General features: G+C 63.1%; 15 protein-coding genes. 2 read left to right on the top strand and 13 right to left on the bottom strand.

Annotated features, from left to right (window positions below; genetic code table 11):
• Positions 1-3 precede the first annotated feature (3 nt).
• The 3 genes from B8V81_RS21175 to B8V81_RS25395 all read right to left on the bottom strand — a co-directional run bounded on the left by B8V81_RS21175 (position 4) and on the right by B8V81_RS25395 (position 1,874).
• Positions 4-615, bottom strand: a complete 612-nt coding sequence (locus B8V81_RS21175; RefSeq protein ID WP_028597703.1) for a DUF3298 and DUF4163 domain-containing protein — start codon at positions 613-615, stop codon at positions 4-6.
• Between the two features lie 76 nt (positions 616-691).
• Positions 692-1,414: a phosphonate ABC transporter ATP-binding protein gene (locus tag B8V81_RS21170; RefSeq protein ID WP_028597702.1), complete on the bottom strand. Its 723-nt coding sequence runs from the start codon at positions 1,412-1,414 to the stop codon at positions 692-694.
• 127 nt (positions 1,415-1,541) lie between these two features.
• Positions 1,542-1,874, bottom strand: a complete 333-nt coding sequence (locus B8V81_RS25395) for a hypothetical protein (protein WP_153783556.1) — start codon at positions 1,872-1,874, stop codon at positions 1,542-1,544.
• A 44-nt stretch (positions 1,875-1,918) separates the two neighbouring features.
• On the opposite strand from B8V81_RS25395, the gene B8V81_RS21160 reads away from it, so the two are divergent.
• Entirely contained in the window at positions 1,919-2,671 is a 753-nt protein-coding gene (locus B8V81_RS21160) for an HAD family hydrolase (RefSeq protein ID WP_028597700.1), read from the top strand.
• A 97-nt stretch (positions 2,672-2,768) separates the two neighbouring features.
• Here the strand turns inward: B8V81_RS21160 and B8V81_RS21155 are convergent, their stop codons facing one another.
• The gene (locus B8V81_RS21155) at positions 2,769-2,963 is read right to left on the bottom strand and encodes a hypothetical protein (RefSeq protein WP_028597699.1); all 195 of its coding nucleotides are present in this window, start codon (positions 2,961-2,963) and stop codon (positions 2,769-2,771) included.
• Positions 2,964-3,167: 204 nt separating this feature from the next.
• On the opposite strand from B8V81_RS21155, the gene B8V81_RS21150 reads away from it, so the two are divergent.
• A complete protein-coding gene (locus tag B8V81_RS21150) occupies positions 3,168-4,994 on the top strand; it encodes an ABC transporter substrate-binding protein (protein ID WP_052332988.1) in 1,827 nt (608 codons plus the stop codon).
• Here B8V81_RS21150 and B8V81_RS21145 read toward each other — a convergent pair.
• The 9 genes from B8V81_RS21145 to B8V81_RS21105 all read right to left on the bottom strand — a co-directional run bounded on the left by B8V81_RS21145 (position 4,955) and on the right by B8V81_RS21105 (position 18,513).
• Positions 4,955-7,411: a type IA DNA topoisomerase gene (locus tag B8V81_RS21145; protein WP_101809473.1), complete on the bottom strand. Its 2,457-nt coding sequence runs from the start codon at positions 7,409-7,411 to the stop codon at positions 4,955-4,957. The genes B8V81_RS21150 and B8V81_RS21145 overlap by 40 nt on opposite strands.
• Before the next feature lie 64 nt (positions 7,412-7,475).
• Positions 7,476-8,639 (bottom strand): glucosaminidase domain-containing protein, encoded by a 1,164-nt coding sequence (locus B8V81_RS21140; RefSeq protein ID WP_052332987.1) that lies wholly within the window; start codon positions 8,637-8,639, stop codon positions 7,476-7,478.
• Between the two features lie 235 nt (positions 8,640-8,874).
• Positions 8,875-9,969 carry an alpha/beta hydrolase gene (locus B8V81_RS21135; RefSeq protein WP_240478943.1) on the bottom strand — a complete coding sequence of 365 codons (1,095 nt, stop codon included), beginning with the start codon at positions 9,967-9,969 and terminating at the stop codon, positions 8,875-8,877.
• Positions 9,950-10,786 carry a sugar phosphate isomerase/epimerase family protein gene (locus B8V81_RS21130; RefSeq protein ID WP_240478942.1) on the bottom strand — a complete coding sequence of 279 codons (837 nt, stop codon included), beginning with the start codon at positions 10,784-10,786 and terminating at the stop codon, positions 9,950-9,952. Before B8V81_RS21130 ends, B8V81_RS21135 begins: the two co-directional genes overlap by 20 nt.
• A gap of 10 nt (positions 10,787-10,796) precedes the next feature.
• The gene (locus tag B8V81_RS21125; protein WP_028597695.1) at positions 10,797-12,185 is read right to left on the bottom strand and encodes an ABC transporter substrate-binding protein; all 1,389 of its coding nucleotides are present in this window, start codon (positions 12,183-12,185) and stop codon (positions 10,797-10,799) included.
• Positions 12,186-12,522: 337 nt separating this feature from the next.
• Positions 12,523-14,052 (bottom strand): glycoside hydrolase family 43 protein, encoded by a 1,530-nt coding sequence (locus tag B8V81_RS21120; RefSeq protein ID WP_028597694.1) that lies wholly within the window; start codon positions 14,050-14,052, stop codon positions 12,523-12,525.
• A 49-nt stretch (positions 14,053-14,101) separates the two neighbouring features.
• On the bottom strand, positions 14,102-15,049 hold the full coding sequence (locus B8V81_RS21115; protein ID WP_101809137.1) for a carbohydrate ABC transporter permease: 948 nt from the start codon (positions 15,047-15,049) through the stop codon (positions 14,102-14,104).
• Between the two features lie 15 nt (positions 15,050-15,064).
• Positions 15,065-15,967 carry a carbohydrate ABC transporter permease gene (locus tag B8V81_RS21110; protein ID WP_028597692.1) on the bottom strand — a complete coding sequence of 301 codons (903 nt, stop codon included), beginning with the start codon at positions 15,965-15,967 and terminating at the stop codon, positions 15,065-15,067.
• A complete protein-coding gene (locus tag B8V81_RS21105) occupies positions 15,964-18,513 on the bottom strand; it encodes a DUF5696 domain-containing protein (RefSeq protein ID WP_028597691.1) in 2,550 nt (849 codons plus the stop codon). The genes B8V81_RS21110 and B8V81_RS21105 overlap by 4 nt, the downstream gene beginning before the upstream one ends.
• Position 18,514 lies beyond the last annotated feature (1 nt).

Below are 18,514 nucleotides of genomic sequence, written 5' to 3'. Positions count from 1 at the left end.
CCCTTAATCGTTGACGTCCATGACGCCGAGCGGACCGTCCTCGCGGATCAGGTCGGTCAGGTCGTAGACGGAAATCGGAAAATAAGGAAAACCGAACACGTAAGGGGTGATCTCGTACACGCTGAACCAGATGACGAGCGCGCGGTCGGCGATGTAGTAATCCTGGTCGGGCCGGATGCCCTCGAACGGCTGCAGCGTCTGGATGTCCCGCTGCTTGATCTGGCGCGCCACCAGCTCCGACAGCCGCTTGCGGTAGTCGGAGCCCGGCTTGAACAGCCCGGACAGCGGAATCGGCTTGCCTTCGTCGTTCAGGAAGGTGAGCGAGCGCTGCAGCGTCAGGCCGTGCGCTCCGCCGGTATAGGCGTAGTTGAAGAGCGAGAGGCTGAGCACGCCCTTCTGGTTGTTCTTGAGCTCGTAAAAGCCGAGCATCTCGGAGCGGGGATCGTCCAGCGAGCCCTGCTCCTCCATCAGCATCCGCGCCGCCGAGCGGATCGAGCCGTTGATCGCGGCTGTCGCCTCCTCCTCGCCTGCGATCGAGACGACCGGCAGCAGCAGCTCGGTCTTGGGCCTGACGACGCGGCTCGTGTGTACGGAAGCCGGTTGCACGAACGGCATGATTCTCCACCTGCCATATCCATAGAATCGATCATTCCGATTGTATGAAGGGAGGGCGGAAAATCATGCCGCTTGGTCAAAGCAAGTTCTTTTCGCGCTCGGTCAGCCTGCGGCCGTTCACCTGCAGCGCGACTTTGCCGCTGTTCAGCCCGATGATGCGGTCGGCGTAGCGCTCGGCCCAGTCGCCCTGATGGAGCACGGCGATCACGATCAGCCCCTGCTCCTTGCACAGCCGCTTGAGATCGCCGAGCACCTTCTCCGCCGCGTGAGGGTCGAGTCCGGACACCGGCTCGTCCGCGAGCAGCACCTTGGCGCCGTGGACGAGCGCTCGGGCGATGGCGACGCGCTGCCGCTCGCCGCCGCTCAGCTTGTCCGCCTTGCTGTGGGCTTTGTCGAGCAGGCCGAGCTTCTCGATCGTGTCCATCGCGCCCATGTAGTCGTCGCTGCGGACCATGCCGGTCAGCCGCCGGAAGACGGATGCCTGCGCCGCCGAGCCGACGAGCACGTTCTTGAGCGCGGTGCGGCCGGGATGAAGCGACGGCTTCTCCTCGATCAGCGCGACCTGGCGGCGGATCCGATAGCGGCCCGACCAGGTCGTCGGCACTTCCTTGCCGTCCAGCTTGTACGTTCCGGAGGTCCAGCTTTCGTGAAGCGCGAGGCATTTGAGCAGCATCGACTTCCCGCTGCCGCTCGCTCCCTTGATGGCGATGAATTCCCCGTCGTCCGCCCGGAAGCTGATGTCGTCGAGCACGGTCGGGCCGGCGGGCAACTGTTTCTTGAGATGGGCGATATGGATCATGGCGCTGCTGCACTCCTTCTGGCGGTCCGGCATGAATTCGCTGCCGGCCTGCAATCGTTGTCATCCTTATTCCACCAGTGTACGGGATTGAAAAAACACTTTCCACGCGAACAAATGTTTGCTATAATCAAAACAGGAACAAACGTTCCTCCATTCCTTGATCTGGAGCGTGATCGAGATGAATTGCAACCACCTTCGATTTGTCGAACGCCACCGCCCCTTCCGCGATCTGACCTTCAAATTCTACGATGACGGCCGGCTGACGATTATCGACAACGGCTCCCGTTCCTCCGTGACTCCTTCGGAGCTCAAGGGCGAGAGCCGCGATTTCTATGTCCGGCAGCGCATCGCCTTCATCAAGAAGAATCTCGCCGCCAAGACGCAGCGATACGCATAGATCGGCTGCGGCGCCGACGCGACCGTTTGACGGATGTTCCCCGGTGCAGTAGATTGGAGTCAAAAGCTTGACTGCTCCAGTCAGACCAGAAGGGACAACGACCGCTTATGGCCAAGCCTACGCCGCAGACCATCCTGTTCGATCTGGATGACACGCTCATCCACTGCAACAAATATTTCAATCTGGTCATCGACCAGTTCGTCGACGCCATGCTGACCTGGTTTCACGCCTATCCCGAGCTGACGGAGGCTGTCATCCGCCGCAAGCAGCAGGAGATCGACATCGCCGGCGTCCATGCGATCGGCTTCAAGAGCGACCATTTCCCGCAATCCTTCCTGGACACCTACATCGACTTGTCCCGACTTACCGGACGCGAGGAAGGCTCCGATGAGATCGACCTGCTGTGGAGCATGGGACAGAGCGTCTACGAGCAAGAGGCGGAGCCCTACCCCGATATGGAGAGCACGCTCGAGGAGCTGGCCGAGGCCGGCCATCGGCTGCATCTGTATACGGGCGGCGAGCCGCTGATCCAGCAGCGCAAGGTCGATCGGCTCGGCCTGCAGCGGTATTTCGGAGACCGGATCTATATCCGCCAGCACAAAAATACCGCCGCGCTGGAGGACATCCTCCGCTCGGGCGGATTCGACCGCTCCCAGACGTGGATGGTCGGCAATTCCATCCGCACCGACGTCGTGCCGGCGCTTTCGACCGGCATCCATGCGATCCACGTGGAGCCGTTCACCGAGTGGGAGTACAATATCGTGACGATCGATGTCGAGCCCCAAGGGGCGTTCCTGCAGCTGAAGCATCTGCGGGATGTTCCGCAGGGCATCGCCTCGTACCGCGGCCGAATTTCCTAACAGCCTGAACCAAAAAGCGAAGGGCATGAGAGGTTCCGGATTTCCGGTCCTTCTCATGCCCTTCGCTTTTGTCCTTTTTTGACTGCGGCGCCGCGGCTCATTTGCGCAAGCCCGTGAAGACGATCATCGCGTGCAGCGGCTTCCAGATCTGACGGCTCATACGGCCTCTATAATCGGAATTGTTCGCTTTCGGCGTCAGCTCGTTCACGGCGTTAAACAGCCTTCTGTGGGTGGCGGAGCTTCGATGATGGCGCTGGATCTCCATCTCATGTCGATAAATCGTTTCGTACATCGGTTCATATCTCCTCGCGGGCTGGATTGGATTCGTTCTTTGTTCTTCTTTTTGCCCTGAACCAAGTATCTCATGACATAACAGGAACAAAAAGTGTACAATTAAATCCGAATGCTTCCTCTTTTTCAGGAAAGAAAACGCTGCCCTTGGCCCGCATCGCTTGTCCCGGATGCGATGAGCCAAAAAAAGGAGAAAGGAACTGTCATGCTTAGCGCCGAGAGGTATTTGCTGCTGCTCGACCATTACCGCGTCATGGACCCCGATACGATCGTCGAGGTGTCGCTCGAGGAGCTGGCCGAGCTGTTCCACTGCACCGAGCGCAACGTCAAGCTGATCATCCGCAAGCTGGAGGAGGAGAACTGGCTGCGCTGGCATGCCGGCCGCGGCCGCGGCGTCCGCTCGCGCATCGAGTTCCTCATGAGCCGCGAGCAGTTCCTGCTCGATACGGCCAAGCAGATGGCCGGCAACGGCGATTATCAGAAGGCGTTCAGACTGATGAAGCATCATGGCGACCGGACCGCGGCCCGAGACCGCTTCGTCGACTTCCTGAACGGCCACTTCGGCTCCGACCGGATCGCCGAGGGCCTCTTGGACCAGCGGGACATCTTCCGGCTGCCGGTCTATCGGCCCCCCGTGTCGCTCGATCCCGCCCGGATGTTCTTTTCGTTCGACTCCCATCTGATCCATCAGATTTTCGACCGCCTGCTCAACTTCGACGCGCGCGAGGGCAAGCTGCTCCCCTCCCTCGCCCATCACTGGGAATGCAGCGACGATGCGCGCGTCTGGGTGTTCCATCTGCGCAAAGGGATCCGTTTCCACCACGGCACGGAGATGACCTCCGAGGATGTATGCTTCACGCTCAACCGGCTGGCGGACGGCCAGCCGAACCGGTTCCTGCTGGAGACGATGATCGCCGCCGTGCCGCTCGACAACCGGACGGTCCGGCTGTCGCTGCGCCAGCCGAACCGGCTGCTGCCGCGGCTGCTCTGCTCCGCGGTCGCCTCCATCCTGCCGGCCGATCTCGTGCGGGAGGATCCGGAGCGCTTCTGGCAGCTGCCTTCCGGCACCGGGCCGTTCCGGCTTGCCCGCTGGACGCCGGAGCGGATCGACCTGTCGGTGCATGAGCATTATTTCCAAGGACGCGCTTATCTCGACGAAGTGCAGATCGCCGTCATGCCGGAGGACATCCCGACCGAGACGCGGCAAAAATGGGGCCAGATCATGGCGAGCGACAGCCGCCTGACCGTCCGGCCCGAGCAGAAATGGGGCCAGATCCGCACGCTCAACAAAGGGTGCAGCCTGATCTCGTGGAACCGGAGGAAGTCCGGTCCGCAGCGCTCCGTCGTCTTCCGGCAGGCGGTCGAGCTGGCCGTCGACCGCTGGGGACTCAGCCGCGCGGTCGGGGACGCCTGCCGGCCAGCCCACAGCTACATGCCGGCGATGCCCGATTTTCCGATCCTGGAACGGTACGAGCCGGAGACGGCGAGACGCCTCCTGGAGGAGCATGGCTACGACGGGAGCCCGATCGTCCTGCTCACCAGCCCCGCCTACCGGAGCGAAGCGTACTGGCTGCAGGAGCGCCTGGCCGAAATCGGCATTCCGCTCGAGCTGCGCTTCGAGTCCCATTCGTCGATCTACCCTCCCGAGCTCGTCATGGAGGCCGATTGCATCCTGCAAAATCTCGTCATCGCCGAGGACGAGGTGTGCGAGCTGGAAAACTACCTGCAGGACTCCAGCTACATGCGCCAGCATATGGATGAATCGCTGCTGCACTGGGTCAGGCGCAACCTCGATCATCTGTTCTCCGCCGAGCTGCCGGAACAGCGAAAAGCGCTGCTTCGGCAAATCGAGCAGCGCTTGCTGAACGAGCATCAGATCCTGCCCCTCATCCACCGGGCGATGAACACGTACGTGCATCCTTCCGTCCGCGGCATCGACATCAACAAGCTTGGATGGATGGATTTCAAGGATGTGTGGCTCGTGTCGGAAGCTCAGGAGCGCTCCAGGGAAAGCCTCGTCTCTCCGGTGTAGGGAGGCGCCAGCTCGAGACGGCCCTTGCGGCTTTGTCCGTCCTCGCCCTTGAACGCCAGCACGCCCGTTTTGCCTTTGGCGAGCAGCGCGCCTAGCATCGTCACGCTCAGCTTCTTGCCGTGCTGCTCCTTCCAGACGACGAAGCGGCAGCCTTCGCGGAAGCGCGAGCAGCCGTAGCCGCGGCTGCCTTCGATGACGGCTCCGCCGCAAAGAGGGCAGGCGCCAAACGCCTGTCGCTCCCGCACGCCCGACAAGACATCGGAGGCGGAAGGCTGTCCGGCGCTCGCCGGCGAGGCGCGCAGGGCGCTCGTCCCCGGCCGCTGCTGCCCGCCCGGCCGCTGCTTGCCCGCCGCTGCGGCAGCGGGACCGGCGCCGGCGCTCGCCCCCGATCGCTTGGCCGGAGCGGCGCCGGCTCTCGTCCCCTCCCGCTTGGCTGGGGCGGCCGGCGAGCTTGAGCCGGCTCCGGACCTGCGGCCGGACGGACCTGCCGCCGCCGAAGCCGGCTGCGAGCGGCCGCCGGCCGCTCGGGCAGCGCCTTTGCGTCCGCCTTTGCGCTCGGGCTCTTGGAAGGTGCCCGCCGGGGCGGGCGGCTGCTGCCGCACCTTGTCGACGATGGAGCGGGCGAACAGCTTGACTTTGTCCATGAACGCCTCGTCCGAGGCTTCTCCGCGCGCGATCTGCACGAGCCTCCGCTCCCACTGTCCGGTCATGACCGGCGAGGCGAGCAGCTCGACTCCCGCTCCGCGGATGAGCTCGATCGCGGAGGCGCCCTTCGGCTCGATCTCCAGCTTCTTGCCTGCCGTCCGGATGTAGCCGACCTGCTTGAGCCGCTCGATCGTAGCGGCGCGCGTCGCCGGCGTGCCGAGGCCGCTGTCCTTCATCGTCTCCCGCAGCTCCTCGTCCTCCATCGCCTTGCCGGCGCTCTCCATCGCCTTGAGCAGCGTGCCCTCCGTGTAGGGCTTGGGCGGCTGCGTCGCCTTCTCCTCCGCCTTGGCGGACTTGCAGCGCGACGGCGCCTCGGGATCGACGGCGAACTCGCCGTCCGTGAGCGTCTCCTCGTCCGCTTCGTCCTCGGCCGCTCCTTTGGAGCGGCTTTTTTTCTTGTCGCCCGGCTCCGCCTCGGCTTGGGTCACCTTCCAGCCCGGGTCGAGCAGCTGCTTGACCCGCGTCCGGAACGTCTCCTCCTCCACGACGGTCATGACCGTATGGTTGCGGTAGACGGCAGGTCCGTAATAATGGGACAAGAACCGGCGCACGATAAGATCGTAAATCTTCTTCTCGTCCGCGCTCAGCGAGCCGGGACGCTTGGGCGTCGGCAGGATGGCATGATGATCCTCGACCTTGGCCGGGTTGCAGACGGCCTTGTTCCCTTTATGTACCTTCCCGCGGTCCGCTCCGGCGGCAAGCTCGCCGTATTCGGTTCCTCGCAGCATGTCGAGCGCCTTGGCCATGACGGGGATCGTCTCTTCCGTCACATAGTTGGAGCTCGTCCGCGGATAGGTGATGACTTTATGCTTCTCGTACAGCGCCTGCGCCACGTCGAGCGTCTTTTTGGCGGGGAAGCCGTAGCGGCCGTTCGCCTCTCGCTGCAGCAGCGTCAGGTCATGCAGGCGGAACGGATACTCCTTGGACTCCGCCTTCTCGTAGCTGGCGATCGTTCCGGTCTTGCCCTTGACCTTGTCCGCGATCGCGGCGGCCTTGGCTCCGTCCGTCAGGCGATCCCCCTGCCAGATTCCTTTGTACTTGGCCCCCGGCTGCTCGAACGACGCCTCGATCCGGTAGTACGTCTCCGGACGGAACGCCTCGATCTCCCGGTGGCGGTCATACAGCAGCGCGAGCACGGGCGTCTGCACCCGGCCTACGGTCAGCAGCGCGCGATGGCGGATCGTGAACGCGCGCGAGGCGTTCATCCCGATCAGCCAGTCCGCCTCGCTGCGCGCCTGGGCGGCCCGCGTCAGCGGCGCATATTTGTCGTCGCTCGCGAGCTGCTCGAAGCCGCGGCGGATCGTCTCCGGCGTCAGATCGGAGATCCAGAGCCGGTCGACCGGCTGCGTCAGCTTGAGATGGCGGCGGATGAAATGGAAGATCAGCTGGCCTTCCCGCCCGGCATCGCAAGCATTGACGATCCGGCCGCATTTGCGCGCGAGCTCGCCGATCACCTTGAGCTGGTCCTTCGTCCGCGGGTTCGGGGACAGCTTGAACACGTCCGGAATGATCGGCAGGTCGCTGTCCTTCCATTTTTTGTAGCGCGGGTCGTAGTCGTCGGGCTCGGCGAGACCGACGAGATGACCGATAGCCCAAGTGACGACGAACCGCTCGCCCTCGAGATGAGTGCGGCGGTTTTGCGCCTTGGGCTCCATGACGGCCGCGATGTTGCGGCCCATATCGGGTTTTTCGGCGATGATCAGCGTCTTCAGCTGCACCGGCTCCTCTCCGTCGGCGAAAGAGGCTCCATGCGCCAGCCCGGCCGCGGGCTATCCGTCAGGCCGCGATCTCCTCCAGCATGTCCAGGATGCTCTGGACGCCCTTGGACCAGTTTTTGTCCTCCGCATACTTGCGGTTGATCCAGACGATCGCGTCGCGGTCCTCGGGACGGTTTTTGCTGAGGTTGACGACCGTTTTGGCTGCGATCATGGACGATTCCTCGATCGTCGTATTGAAGTTCTGCCAGCTGTAATGCACATTGAACGGATTGTTGGCCATCTGCTTGGCCCGCTTATGGTCGTCGGGCACGAAGCTCTGTTCCTGTCCCGTTATGGCGAACAGCAGCAAGGGATGAATATTGTAATGGCGCGCCGCGTCGAGAATCGCGTCCATGTAGCGCGATCCGGCCAGCATCGAGGAGCGGCTCTCCAAAAAGCGCTGCAGCGCGGCCTCGTCGATATCGGCATATTGCAGCGATTGCGGAAGATCGTTGTCCATCCTCGGGCTCGGCTCGGCTGCCGGCGCCGCGGCGGGCTCGGCCGCCGCATGCTTCGGCTGCGCCGCCTGGGAGGCCGCCTCCGGCTGCTCCAGTGCAGCCGCCGAAACGACCGCCATGCCCGCCGTTTCGGAACGGTCATGGAGCAGCGACACGACGTACACGAGCATGCCTCCCATGATCATGACGCATCCAATGGCAGCCGTCAAGATGCGCATGCTCGGCATTCCGGCGAGCCAGGACGACCCGGCCCGCTGCTCCTCCATCGGTTCGGACGCGCCCGGCGAGGAGGCGTCCAGCTCCTTGGCGATGCGGCCCAGCAGCGCCTCGCTTTCGCGCTCCGAGCGCACAGGCTTGACCAGACGCAGCACGCGCTGCAGCTCCCGGTCCTCGACCGTGACGTCCAGCTTGCGCTCGATCCATTCGCGCAGCGGCCGGACGATCCGCTGGTCGCGGATGTCGAGCTCCAGACAGGCTTCGACGACATCGTCGCGGCGGACGAAGCCTTTCTGGACGAGCTTGCGGCGCACGAGCCGAGAAGCCAGCTCTTTTTTGATGCCCTCTGCGAAGTCGGGCAGCTGATGGAAGATGACGCGGCGGATCGCTTCCGCGACCAGCTCGCTTTTTTCGTTCTGGGGCTTCCCCGGATATTTATCGTCGATAAAGGTTCTGATATGGCGGATATCCGAAGGAGTAACAATCGCGGCGCCTTCTGGCATGTTCACGTGACATCTCTCCTTAATATGAATGAGGTTCAAAAGACAATAGGCCGATTGTACCATAATTCATAGAAAGAGAGCCGAAAAAGGTTTTGGACATATCGCCGCTTCTCTCCTGCATGCCCAGCATTCTCCACCGACCGTTCGGATATGCCGCGACACCGGATCGCCGCTGCGTACGCGAGCGGACGGCAAAAAAAGCAGCGTCGCTCTCCGTAGAAAGCGACGCTGCTCGGAAGCTTCAAGCTCCGGTCGAGCCGGATGTTCCAAAAGCGGCGAGCAGAAACCGGTACGCCGCGTACGTCCAAACGCCGAAGTCATGCTTGCCGCCCGGCACGATCTCGCGCAGCAGCGAGCCTAGCCGCTCGCCCGCCGCTTCCTCCAGCCCGTCGAGCGCCTCCTCGAAGCTCGACTGGACGAGCAGGTCCTCGTCGCCGCATACGAGCATAAGCTGGCGGACCGCGAACCCTGCGGCGCGGATGCTCGCCCCGAGCCTCTGCCCGCCGCTTGACGTAGGCGCATTGGAAAAAGCGCCGACAGCCGAGAACAGGTCGGTCATGCCCGGAGCCGGCACGGTCGGCACGAGTCCGTTGCCGTAGCGGCTCGCGCCGCCTGCGAATACGGCCGAATCGTGGCGGAAGCCGCCGAGCCCGAGATTGAGCGCCTGCATCCCGCCCATGGACAGGCCGGCCAGCGCGCGATGGCTCCGTCCGCCCTGCCCGTCACCGCCCGGCACGCCGCTTGCCGCCGCGGCTTTGGTCCGGTAGCGGGCGTCGATGAAGGGGATCAGGTCATGCCGAAGCTCATAGTCGAAATAATAAAAGCCGAGCATGTTGGTCCCCTCCGTGTTGAAGGAGCGGTCTGTCCAATCGACCGCGCTGCGTCCGTTGGGAAAGACGACGATCGTCGGCGGGATATCTCCTGCCGCGATCAGACGGTCGAGAATCGCGGCGAGCAGCGGACGCCCGCCTGTTTGGCCGCTGCCGTCCAGCCACTCGCGATGGTCGCCGCCTACGCCATGCAGCAAATAGAGGACGTCGCAGCGGGCGTCCGCAGGCGCTGCTTCATAACCCGCGGGCAAATAGAGGCTGCAGCGCTTGCGGATCGGCTTTCCGCGCACGACCTCCCTGCCGGCTTCCGCCGGATCGACGAGGCTGGAGGAGACGAGCTGGCGGTCCGCATTAATGTAATGGTGCGCATCATAATCGATCTCCTGGATCGAGCCCTGCCGATCCGCCGGCAGCGGCTGCGTCAGCCCGTCCGGCACACCCGGCCGCTGCCCGTCCGGCCGCTCCCGGCCGCTCGCTTCCATCCGCCTACGACCAGTCGATTCCATGGGCCTCCAGCTCCTTTTTGAGCGCGCGGCTGGCGATGACGAACCGCTCCGCTCCGCTCTTTCCTTCCCACTCTCCACGGGCCGGCAGATGAGGCTCGAGCGACAGGAAGCCGGCATAGCCTTGCCCGCACAGCCGGGCGAGCAGCTCGCTCCACTGGCCGTCGCCTTCGCCGACAGGCGTCACCTGCCCGCTGCCCATCACGGCGTCTTTGACATGCACATAAGCGATATAGCCGCTCAGCAGCGGGTAGGCGTCGTCCATCGGCCTGACGCCGCATTGCACGAAGTTCGCCGGATCGAACGCGGCCCGCAGGCGGTCCGAAGCGGCGCTCTCCAGCAGCTCGAGGCAGCGCTCCGCGGTGTCGCCGTAAATATGGCTTTCATTTTCATGCACCATCACGACGCCGGCCGACTCGGCCAGCTCGGCCAGCCGCTTCATCCGGCGCAGCGCCTCCTCGCGATGCTGCTCATGCTCTCCCTTCGGAATATAGAAGGAAAAGATGCGGACAAACGGAGCCTCGAAAAACCGCGCCAGCTCGACCGCGCGCCGAGCCCGCTGAACATGCGGCTCGAACGCCTCCCCGATGCCGATCTTGCCGAGCGGGGAGCCGATCGAGGACACGCCGAACCGTCGCTGCTGCAGCCGCTTCTTCACTCGCTCCGCTTCCTCGTCCGTCAGATCCAGCACGTTTTTGCCCAGAACCCCGCGCAGCTCGAGATAGCGGATCGATTCCGACTCCAGCACGTCCAGCTGCTCCTCCAAATCCGATGAGATCTCATCGGCGAATCCGGTCAACGTCATCCTTGCGATGTTCATCGCCCCCAGTCTACTTTTTCCAAACCTCGTTGATGGCGGCCTGGAACGGCTCCTTGTACTTCTCGATCGCCGTCGATACGGATACGCCCTGCATCAGCTCGTCGACGAACTCATAGTACGGCATGCTCGGATAACCGTCCTTGCCGTCGACGACATTGATGCTTTCGCCGGCGATCTTCGCGTTGTTGATGTCGTCCTCGCTGCTGAACCAGGTTTCGAGCGAGGATTGCTTCGGATAGTCGTAGACGGAGTCGATGTCGTTCATCTTTTCATAGAGGTAGACCAGCTGCTCGGGATGCTCGACTCCGCTCGGGATCGTCAAGTAGTTCGGAATCGTCAGATGCGAATGGTACGCGGTCGCGCTCGGCCCTTTCGGGAACGGCAGGAAGCCGATGTCGTCCGTCATGTCCTTCTTGAAGCCGTCCATCTCATAGTCGGCGCCGGCGACCATCAGCGTATTGCCCTGGCGGAAAAACTGACCCGGCTCGGTCCAGTCCCCGCCCTCGGTCGGACGCGGGACCTTCTCCGTCACAAGCTTCGAGATGAAGTCGAAGGTTTCCTTCGATTTCGGATCCTCGAGGTTCTGCTTGTCGTCGATGACCAGGTTCGCCTCGTTCGCCGCCAGCGCCTGAATGACCATCGAGGCGCTGGCCAGCCCCCATGTATCCAGCTTTCCGTCATTGTTCGTGTCCTTGTTGCCTTGCTTGGCGACGTCGATGAACGTGTCCCAGTTCCAGTTGTCCTCGTCAACGTATTCTTGCAGCGGCTTGAGGCCGAGCTTGTTCATGAGCGTGCGGTTGTAGAAAATGCCTCCGGCGGCGCCCGCGCCTCCCGCCCGGAAGCCGTAGCCTCTGCCCTCGAAGCTCGAATACACATTCGTGTATTGCGGGAGGAACACGCTTTCATTTTTCGTGTACTCGTCGACCGGCGTGAACAGCTCCTGCTGCACCAGCGTCGGAATCATCCATGGCCTGGCCACGCGGACGATGTCGCCGATCGGCTCGCCGGCGAGCAGCGACGCCGTCACTTTATTCGAATATTCGCCGTAATCGACCGTCACATATTCGATCTTGAAATTGTGCTTGGCCATCAGCTCGTCGAGCTTCTTCTTGCGCTCGATATTGTCCGGATTGTCTTCCTTGATCGACTCGTCGTACCACGACGCCCACTTGATCGTGCGGCCGCCCATGTCGAAGTCCATCTCGGCCGTGCCGGACGGCTCCTCGGCCGCGGCATTTTCCGCCGGCCCGCTTGGCGCCGGACTCGCAGCCGGCGCATTCGTGGCTCCGCCTGCCTGGCCGCCGTTTCCATTGCCCGAGCCGCTGCTGCAGGCGGACATGAGCGCGAGCAGCAGGCAGCTCGCAGACAGCATCATCTTGCGATTGTAATTGTTGACCATGAACAATCCCCCTTTTGAATCGGCTGCATCTCCGATGCAGCGCTTTCAATACCCCTTGCGAAGACAGCTTTTCTTCATTTTTCGGGTCAGATTTCATTCTTTTAGGTTGGCTTCCAGCCTATTCAAGCCTTGGGGCGCCGTCTATGTTCCGGAAGGCAGCGTCCGGGAAGCCTGCACGTTCAAGGTAACGCCGATGCATGCCTATCCGTTACACTTTTTTGGGCCGCGCCGCATCATGCCATTCACCTCCCCTTCAAGCCGGTGACCCGCAATGCCGTCACGCCGGAAATTCTCGGCTACGTCCGCGACTTCAACCAGGAACGGCCTGGCGCCGGCATCAGCCATCAGCCGCCGTCCGCCCGCTGACCTTGCGATAGCGGAAATAATCCAGGTCGGCGAAGCCTCCCGCATGCTCGGTCGCATAGCAGAACAGCCCGAAGCGGTAGCCCATGAAATGATGGAGCGTATACGCCATCTCCAGCGGCGGGCCAAGCCGCTCCCATGCCGCTCCATCCTCCGAATAGAAAAATTCCGCGATATCCTCTCCCTCCTCGAAGCGGCAGTCAAGCCGCAGGAAGATGCAGTCCTTGGCGTAAGGACGGCTCTCCCGCACAAGCTCCCCTCCGTCCTCGCCCTTCACTGCCATGACGACGCTTCGTTTCCCGTCCGCCTCCGCCCGCAGGCCGATCAGGCCGAACTGCGACGACAGTGCGGCCAGTCCCGCCCGATCGCCGGGCAGCAGGCCGGCGGCGTCGAGCAGCACGCTCGCGCTGCAGGCCGGTCCTTCGGTCCGCTGCGTCAGCGTATTGCGGGCGTATTCGACGCTGCTGGCGAGCATGCCGGTCCGCAGCCGCAAATAGCCCGGCCGCTCGGTCACCGACCAGAGCCGCGGATCGGGATTATGGTTCCATTGCCAGAAAAGTCCGAGCCGGTCCGAGCCGTAGTCGAACTCGTCGCTTGCGGCAAGCGGCTGCGGCGCCGATGCGGGCAGCCCCGTCGCATAGGACAGCGGCGCCTTGGCATCGACGCCGAAGACCGGCCAGTCGTCCTCCCAGGTCACCGGCACGACGCACGGAACGCGGCCGACCGCGCCATGATCCTGGAACAGCACGGCATGCCAGCCGCCAAGGCCGTCGTCCACGATGCCGCCTTGGGCGACGCCGTTGTTGCGATAGCCGAGATCGTCGTCCAGCAGCTCGCGCCGCTCGTACGGTCCGAGCAGCCGCTGCGAGCGGTAGACGAGCTGGCGGCGCCGGCGATTTCCCGTGCGCGGCCATTCGATGAAGAACAGGTAATAGAAGCCGTTCCTCTGGAAAGCATGGCAGCCCTCGCAGCACAGCCCGATGCCCTCGGTCTCCGTCGCGAGCAGCAGCCGGTCGACGCCTCCCGGCAGCCGCGCCGTCGCATCGGCCGTCAGCTCCGTGATGCGGATGTCGCCGTTGCCGTGGATGACATAGACGCGCCCGTCGTCGAACAGCAGGCTCGGATCATGCAGCAGGCCGGGCATGACATGGCGCTCCCACGGACCGCGCTCGATGTCGCGCGTCCGGTACATGTAGAAGCGGTCCATGTCGTTGCTGGAAAAGCAGACATGGAACCAGCCGCCATGCTGCCTGAGGCAAGCCGCCCAGGAGCCTTTTCCGTAGATGCCCCGGCCGTCCTGCAGGCGATGGGCCTCGTTGTCCTCAAGCGTATCGTAGACGTAGCCGATCAGCTCCCAGTCCCGCAGGTTGACGGACTTCAGGATCGGACAGCCGGGCATCGAGTGCATGCTCGTGCTGACCATGTAAAAGGCGGAGCCGACGCGGATGACGCACGGATCCGGCACATCGGCCCACACAATCGGATTCGAGATGACTGCGCTCATAAGGATGCCTCCACGAAAATCGAATTCAACAAGCCGTCGATGCGCCGCGCTAGCCGACGATGCCGGTCCGCTCGATGCTCTCGACGAAGTAGCGCTGCACGAACAGATAAAGGACGATGAGCGGCAGGATCGCCAGCAGGATGCCCGTATCCTGGACCATGCTCAGATAGAACGGATCCGCCTGCGAAGCATCCCCGTCCTGCAGGAAGATGGCCAGGTTGTAGGGCAGCGACGAGAGCTGCGTCGACATGACCTTGCTCGAGGTCAGGTAGGTCGTCGTGAAGAAGCTGTCGTTCCACTGCCAGACGAACGAGAACAGCGTGACGGTGACGATGGACGGGACGGCGTTCGGCAGCATGATGCGCAGGAACGTCTGCACGACGCCCGCGCCGTCGATGTAGGCCGCTTCCTCGACCTCCTTGGGCACGCCTCGGAAAAATTGCCGGAAAATGAAGATGTACAGGCCGGCCTTCAACGAATTCGCCGTGATGCTCGTCAGGATGAACGGCCAATACGTGTTGAGCAGATTGACCGACTTCCCGGTCAGCAGCGGGATGATGCCCATCAGCGTGAAGTCCTTCAGATTGAGGTAGATCGGAATCAGGATCGTCGTTGGCGGCACCATGATCGTCAGGATGACGCCGGCGAACAGCAGGCCGCTGCCCTTGAACTTGAGCCGGGCGAAGCCGTAGCCGGCCAGCGCGCACGAGGCTGCGGTCAGCACCGTCGTCAGCAGCGACAGCGAGAAGGTGTTGAGCAGCGTATGCCAGTAATCCATGATCGAGATGGCCTGCTTGAAGTTGTTCCAGGAATAGGTTTCGGGTATCCACACGACGATCGGCGAATACAAGTCTTTTTTGTCCTTGATCGCGGTCGAGATCTTTTGAAGGATCGGATACAGGATGACGAACGACAGGCCGACGATGAGCGTCAGCCGGACGATGGACCATGACCAGCGCTTCCAGCTTTCCAGCGAAAACAAGCGGGCGGTTGTCACTTGGCTCTCACTCCCCTACTCTTGATAGAAGACCCGCTTGGAGACGATGTAGACGCTGAGCAGCAGAATGAGCAGGATCGAGGCGAAGTAGATCCATGCCATCGCCGAGCTCAGGCCGAAGTTGAAGGTCGTGAAGCCAGTCTCGCGGATCAGGTCGGTCATATTGTTCCTGGCGAAGGAGTCGATGATCGTATAGACCAGGTTCACCAGGATGAGCGGGCTGACCATCGGAAACGTAATCTTCCAGAACGCTTCGTAGCCCGTCGCGCCCTCCATCTTGGACGCCTCGTACAGCTGCGGCGAGATCGACTGGATGCCGGCGAGAAAGATCAGGATCTGCACGCCCGACTGGCTGACGATCTCATAGATGCGCCCGACCGCTTCCGTCAAATAAAGGACGATCGTCTCGTTGACGCCCGAGCGCATCATCAGCCGCGCGAGCTCGTAGGCTCCGAACGAGTTCATCAGTCCTCCGGACCCGGCCGCCTGATCGTTGACCGCCTGCACGAGGCTGCTCGACTCCAGCGTCATGATGACGCCGGACGACAGGATGACCGGCAGGAAGAAGATCGAGCGCGCGATCGACCGGCCGAGGAACTTCTGGTTCAGCAGGACGGCCAGGAACAGGCTGAAGATGATGATGAGCGGCACGTTGACGACCATGTTCACGATCGACTCCGTCAGGATGCGGTTGAAGCTCGTATGGACGGTCAGCGCGTTGACATAGTTGGCGAAGCCGGCATAGGTGACGATGATGCCCTTGGAGTTGGCCTCGATCGTGCTGAGGCTGTAGCGGAACGACGTCAGGAACGGCAGCAGGAAGAAAAAGATGAATCCGAGCAGCCAGGGCAGCACGAACAGAAACCCCCACATCGCCTTTTGCTGCGCATAGGAACGCGTCCTCCATCCGATCCTCATGCCTGTCCGCCCCCTGTCGCATAGCTTCGCGCCTCGATCGTCCTGCCTTCGGCCTGCACCGGATGCGCGTTGTAGTTCACGATGACGGCCAGGCCGCTGCCGTACTCCGTCCGATATACGCCGTCCGCCAGCTTTTCATGGCCGACGATCGGGCTTTGGCCGGCCGGCCCGAGCGCCTCGTTCACTTCCTTGTACATCGCGGCGGCCTTGTCGAGCCACATGCCGTAGTTGACCGCGTACAGCCGGTGATAGTCGCTGTCCTTGACGCTGCTGTTCGGCGCATAGATCCACTCGAACGATACGCCCGCGCCGTACTCGATGCAGCGCAGCACATACAGGCGGTCATCCGTGTACGAGGACAGGTTGAACGGCCGGCCGGCGTAGCGGACCGAGCCGCGCACGACCATCTGGTAGAACGGAATCTCCTCGTCCTCCAGCTTGAAGCTGCTGTTGCCCATCGGCGCATGCGTCACGTCGGTCAAATACGGCAGCGCGTAAACGTTGCCTCCCTCGCCCATCATGCTCAGTCCGCGCTCCCGGAATTGCTGCAGCGCATCCAGCGAATAGTGCTCCGACTCGGTGCGGTCGATCTGATCCCGCTTGCGGTAATCGCTGTTCAGCTGGCTGGCCAGATCGGTCAGCGCGACGCCTCCGGCTCCGCTGTCCTTCAGGCTGTCGGCAAGCGTGCCCGCATAGCTCGGCGCGAACCGAGGCGAGACGACGTAGGACGGCTCCTGAGTGCGGTCGCGCCGATTCAGCGCGAGGTCGAGCGGATAGACGCGGGCCGGCACCGCGCGCAGCGTCCGGGCGGCGTCATCCGACTCGTCGAAGCCTTTGGTCGTGCGGGCGACAAGCAGCGCGGCGGCCGGATACAGCTCGATCCCCTTGGCCTTGGCGAAGGCCGCGAAGCTCTCCAGTCCCTTGGCTCCGCCGACGGCCCGGTCGACCGAAACGCTCGACGGCACCTTATGGTCGAGACCGCCGTTGAACCAGCCGTCGTACTTCAGCCTGATCGAGCTGATGCGGCGCTCCTGCAGCCGCTCCACGATGTCCTCCGCCTGCTTGAACGTCGTCAGCGGCACCTGCGCCTCATAAGGAATGCCGAGGAGATGCTTCTTCTTGGAGATGCTGCCGACCAGCTGCAGGTAGAACGGCATGTCCTCGGCCTTCGCTTCGGCCGGCTTCGCCAGCGCGCCGCCGTCCAGCAGATAGCTGCGGTAATACCGCGCCATGCCTTCATAGGAGGCGTCCTCGCCGCTCAAAAAGACGTACCGCACCTTGAAGTCGCTTTTCATCGGCGCTTCCTGGAATTTCGGCAGCGAGCGCTGCTGTCCGTTCGCGTCGAGCGTCACTTCTCCCTTGTTGATCACATAGAAGCTCGGATAGACGTTGTTGTAGCTGTTCAGCCGTCCGCTTACGTCCGCCTTGACGGCCGCGGCCGCAGCGCCTTCCTCGATGATGCCGAGGAACGCCCCTTTCTCCTTGATCAGGCCGAATACCGGCAGGCGGACCGGCTGCTCGCGGGCGTCGTCCTCGATCCGGTCCATCGTCTGATCCGAGCCGTACACCATCTGCTGGTATGCCGGGTATTTGGCCTTTCCGTTGTTGAAATGGATCAGCGAGCCGGAGCCGTCCGGCACGAAGATCGAGCCCTGCTCCCGGGCGCTCCCCGCTCCGAAAAAGCTCAGCACGGAAATCGTATTCACCGGATAGGCCGCCGGAAACTGGATCTCGCCGACCGGCACATGCACGAGCAGCGAGCCCTCCTCCAGCGTATAGTTCACCGTCGCCTGGAAGACGCGCGGCGCGGCCTTCTCCTGCGTGAAGCCCAGCTCGGCCATGTCCTGCTCGAGCAGCTCCGGCGTATAGCCGGCCGTCTCCAGCGCCTGCAGCGCGCGCGTGAGCTGCAGGCCGTTCAAGGCGTCGTCGTTCCGTTCGAACACCGCCGTCTCCTTGTTTTCCGTATAGGCGATCTTCAGGGCGCGCTTGCCGGTATTGTCCAGCTTGGCGCTCAGCTCCTCCATCCGCTTGGCGCTCAGCCGCAGCGGCACGTCCTCCGCTGTTTTCTGAGCGGTGCCGAACTGGTAGGTGACGCTGACGCCGCCGTCGATCTTCTCCATCCGGAGCTGCTTGTGCTTGACGCTGTCCGTGAACGAGTTGATCGAGCTGATCTGGCCGAAGCTGTTGTAGAAATCAAGCTGCAGCTGCGAAGACAGCAGCTCCTTGTTGATGCCGGAGGCGAGCGGATCGGCGTCCGCCTCGGCCGGATTGCTGCGCCAGATCTCTCCCGACGCCTGATCGAGGACGGCGATCTCGCCCGTCTCGTCGTTCGCCAGCAGGCGCAGCCTGCCGTTCTCGGCGACGCCCTTCATCCCGCTCAGCCGGCTGTCGGCGAAGGACGCCTGCAGCGGCTTGCCCTTCGCGAACGCCTCCACAGCCGGCGCTTCCTGCCCCGCTCCGGCATCCGCGCCTTCGCCGGAGCAGCCTGCCGCCAGCAGGGCGGCCGCGATCGCGCCGGCAAGCAGCGCTTTTTGGATCTTGCTCATG

The sequence above is a fragment of the Paenibacillus pasadenensis genome (genome assembly GCF_002864175.1).
In the GTDB taxonomy this organism is placed as follows: domain Bacteria; phylum Bacillota; class Bacilli; order Paenibacillales; family Paenibacillaceae; genus Paenibacillus_O; species Paenibacillus_O pasadenensis.
This window is presented reverse-complemented; position numbering and strand designations above follow the sequence as displayed.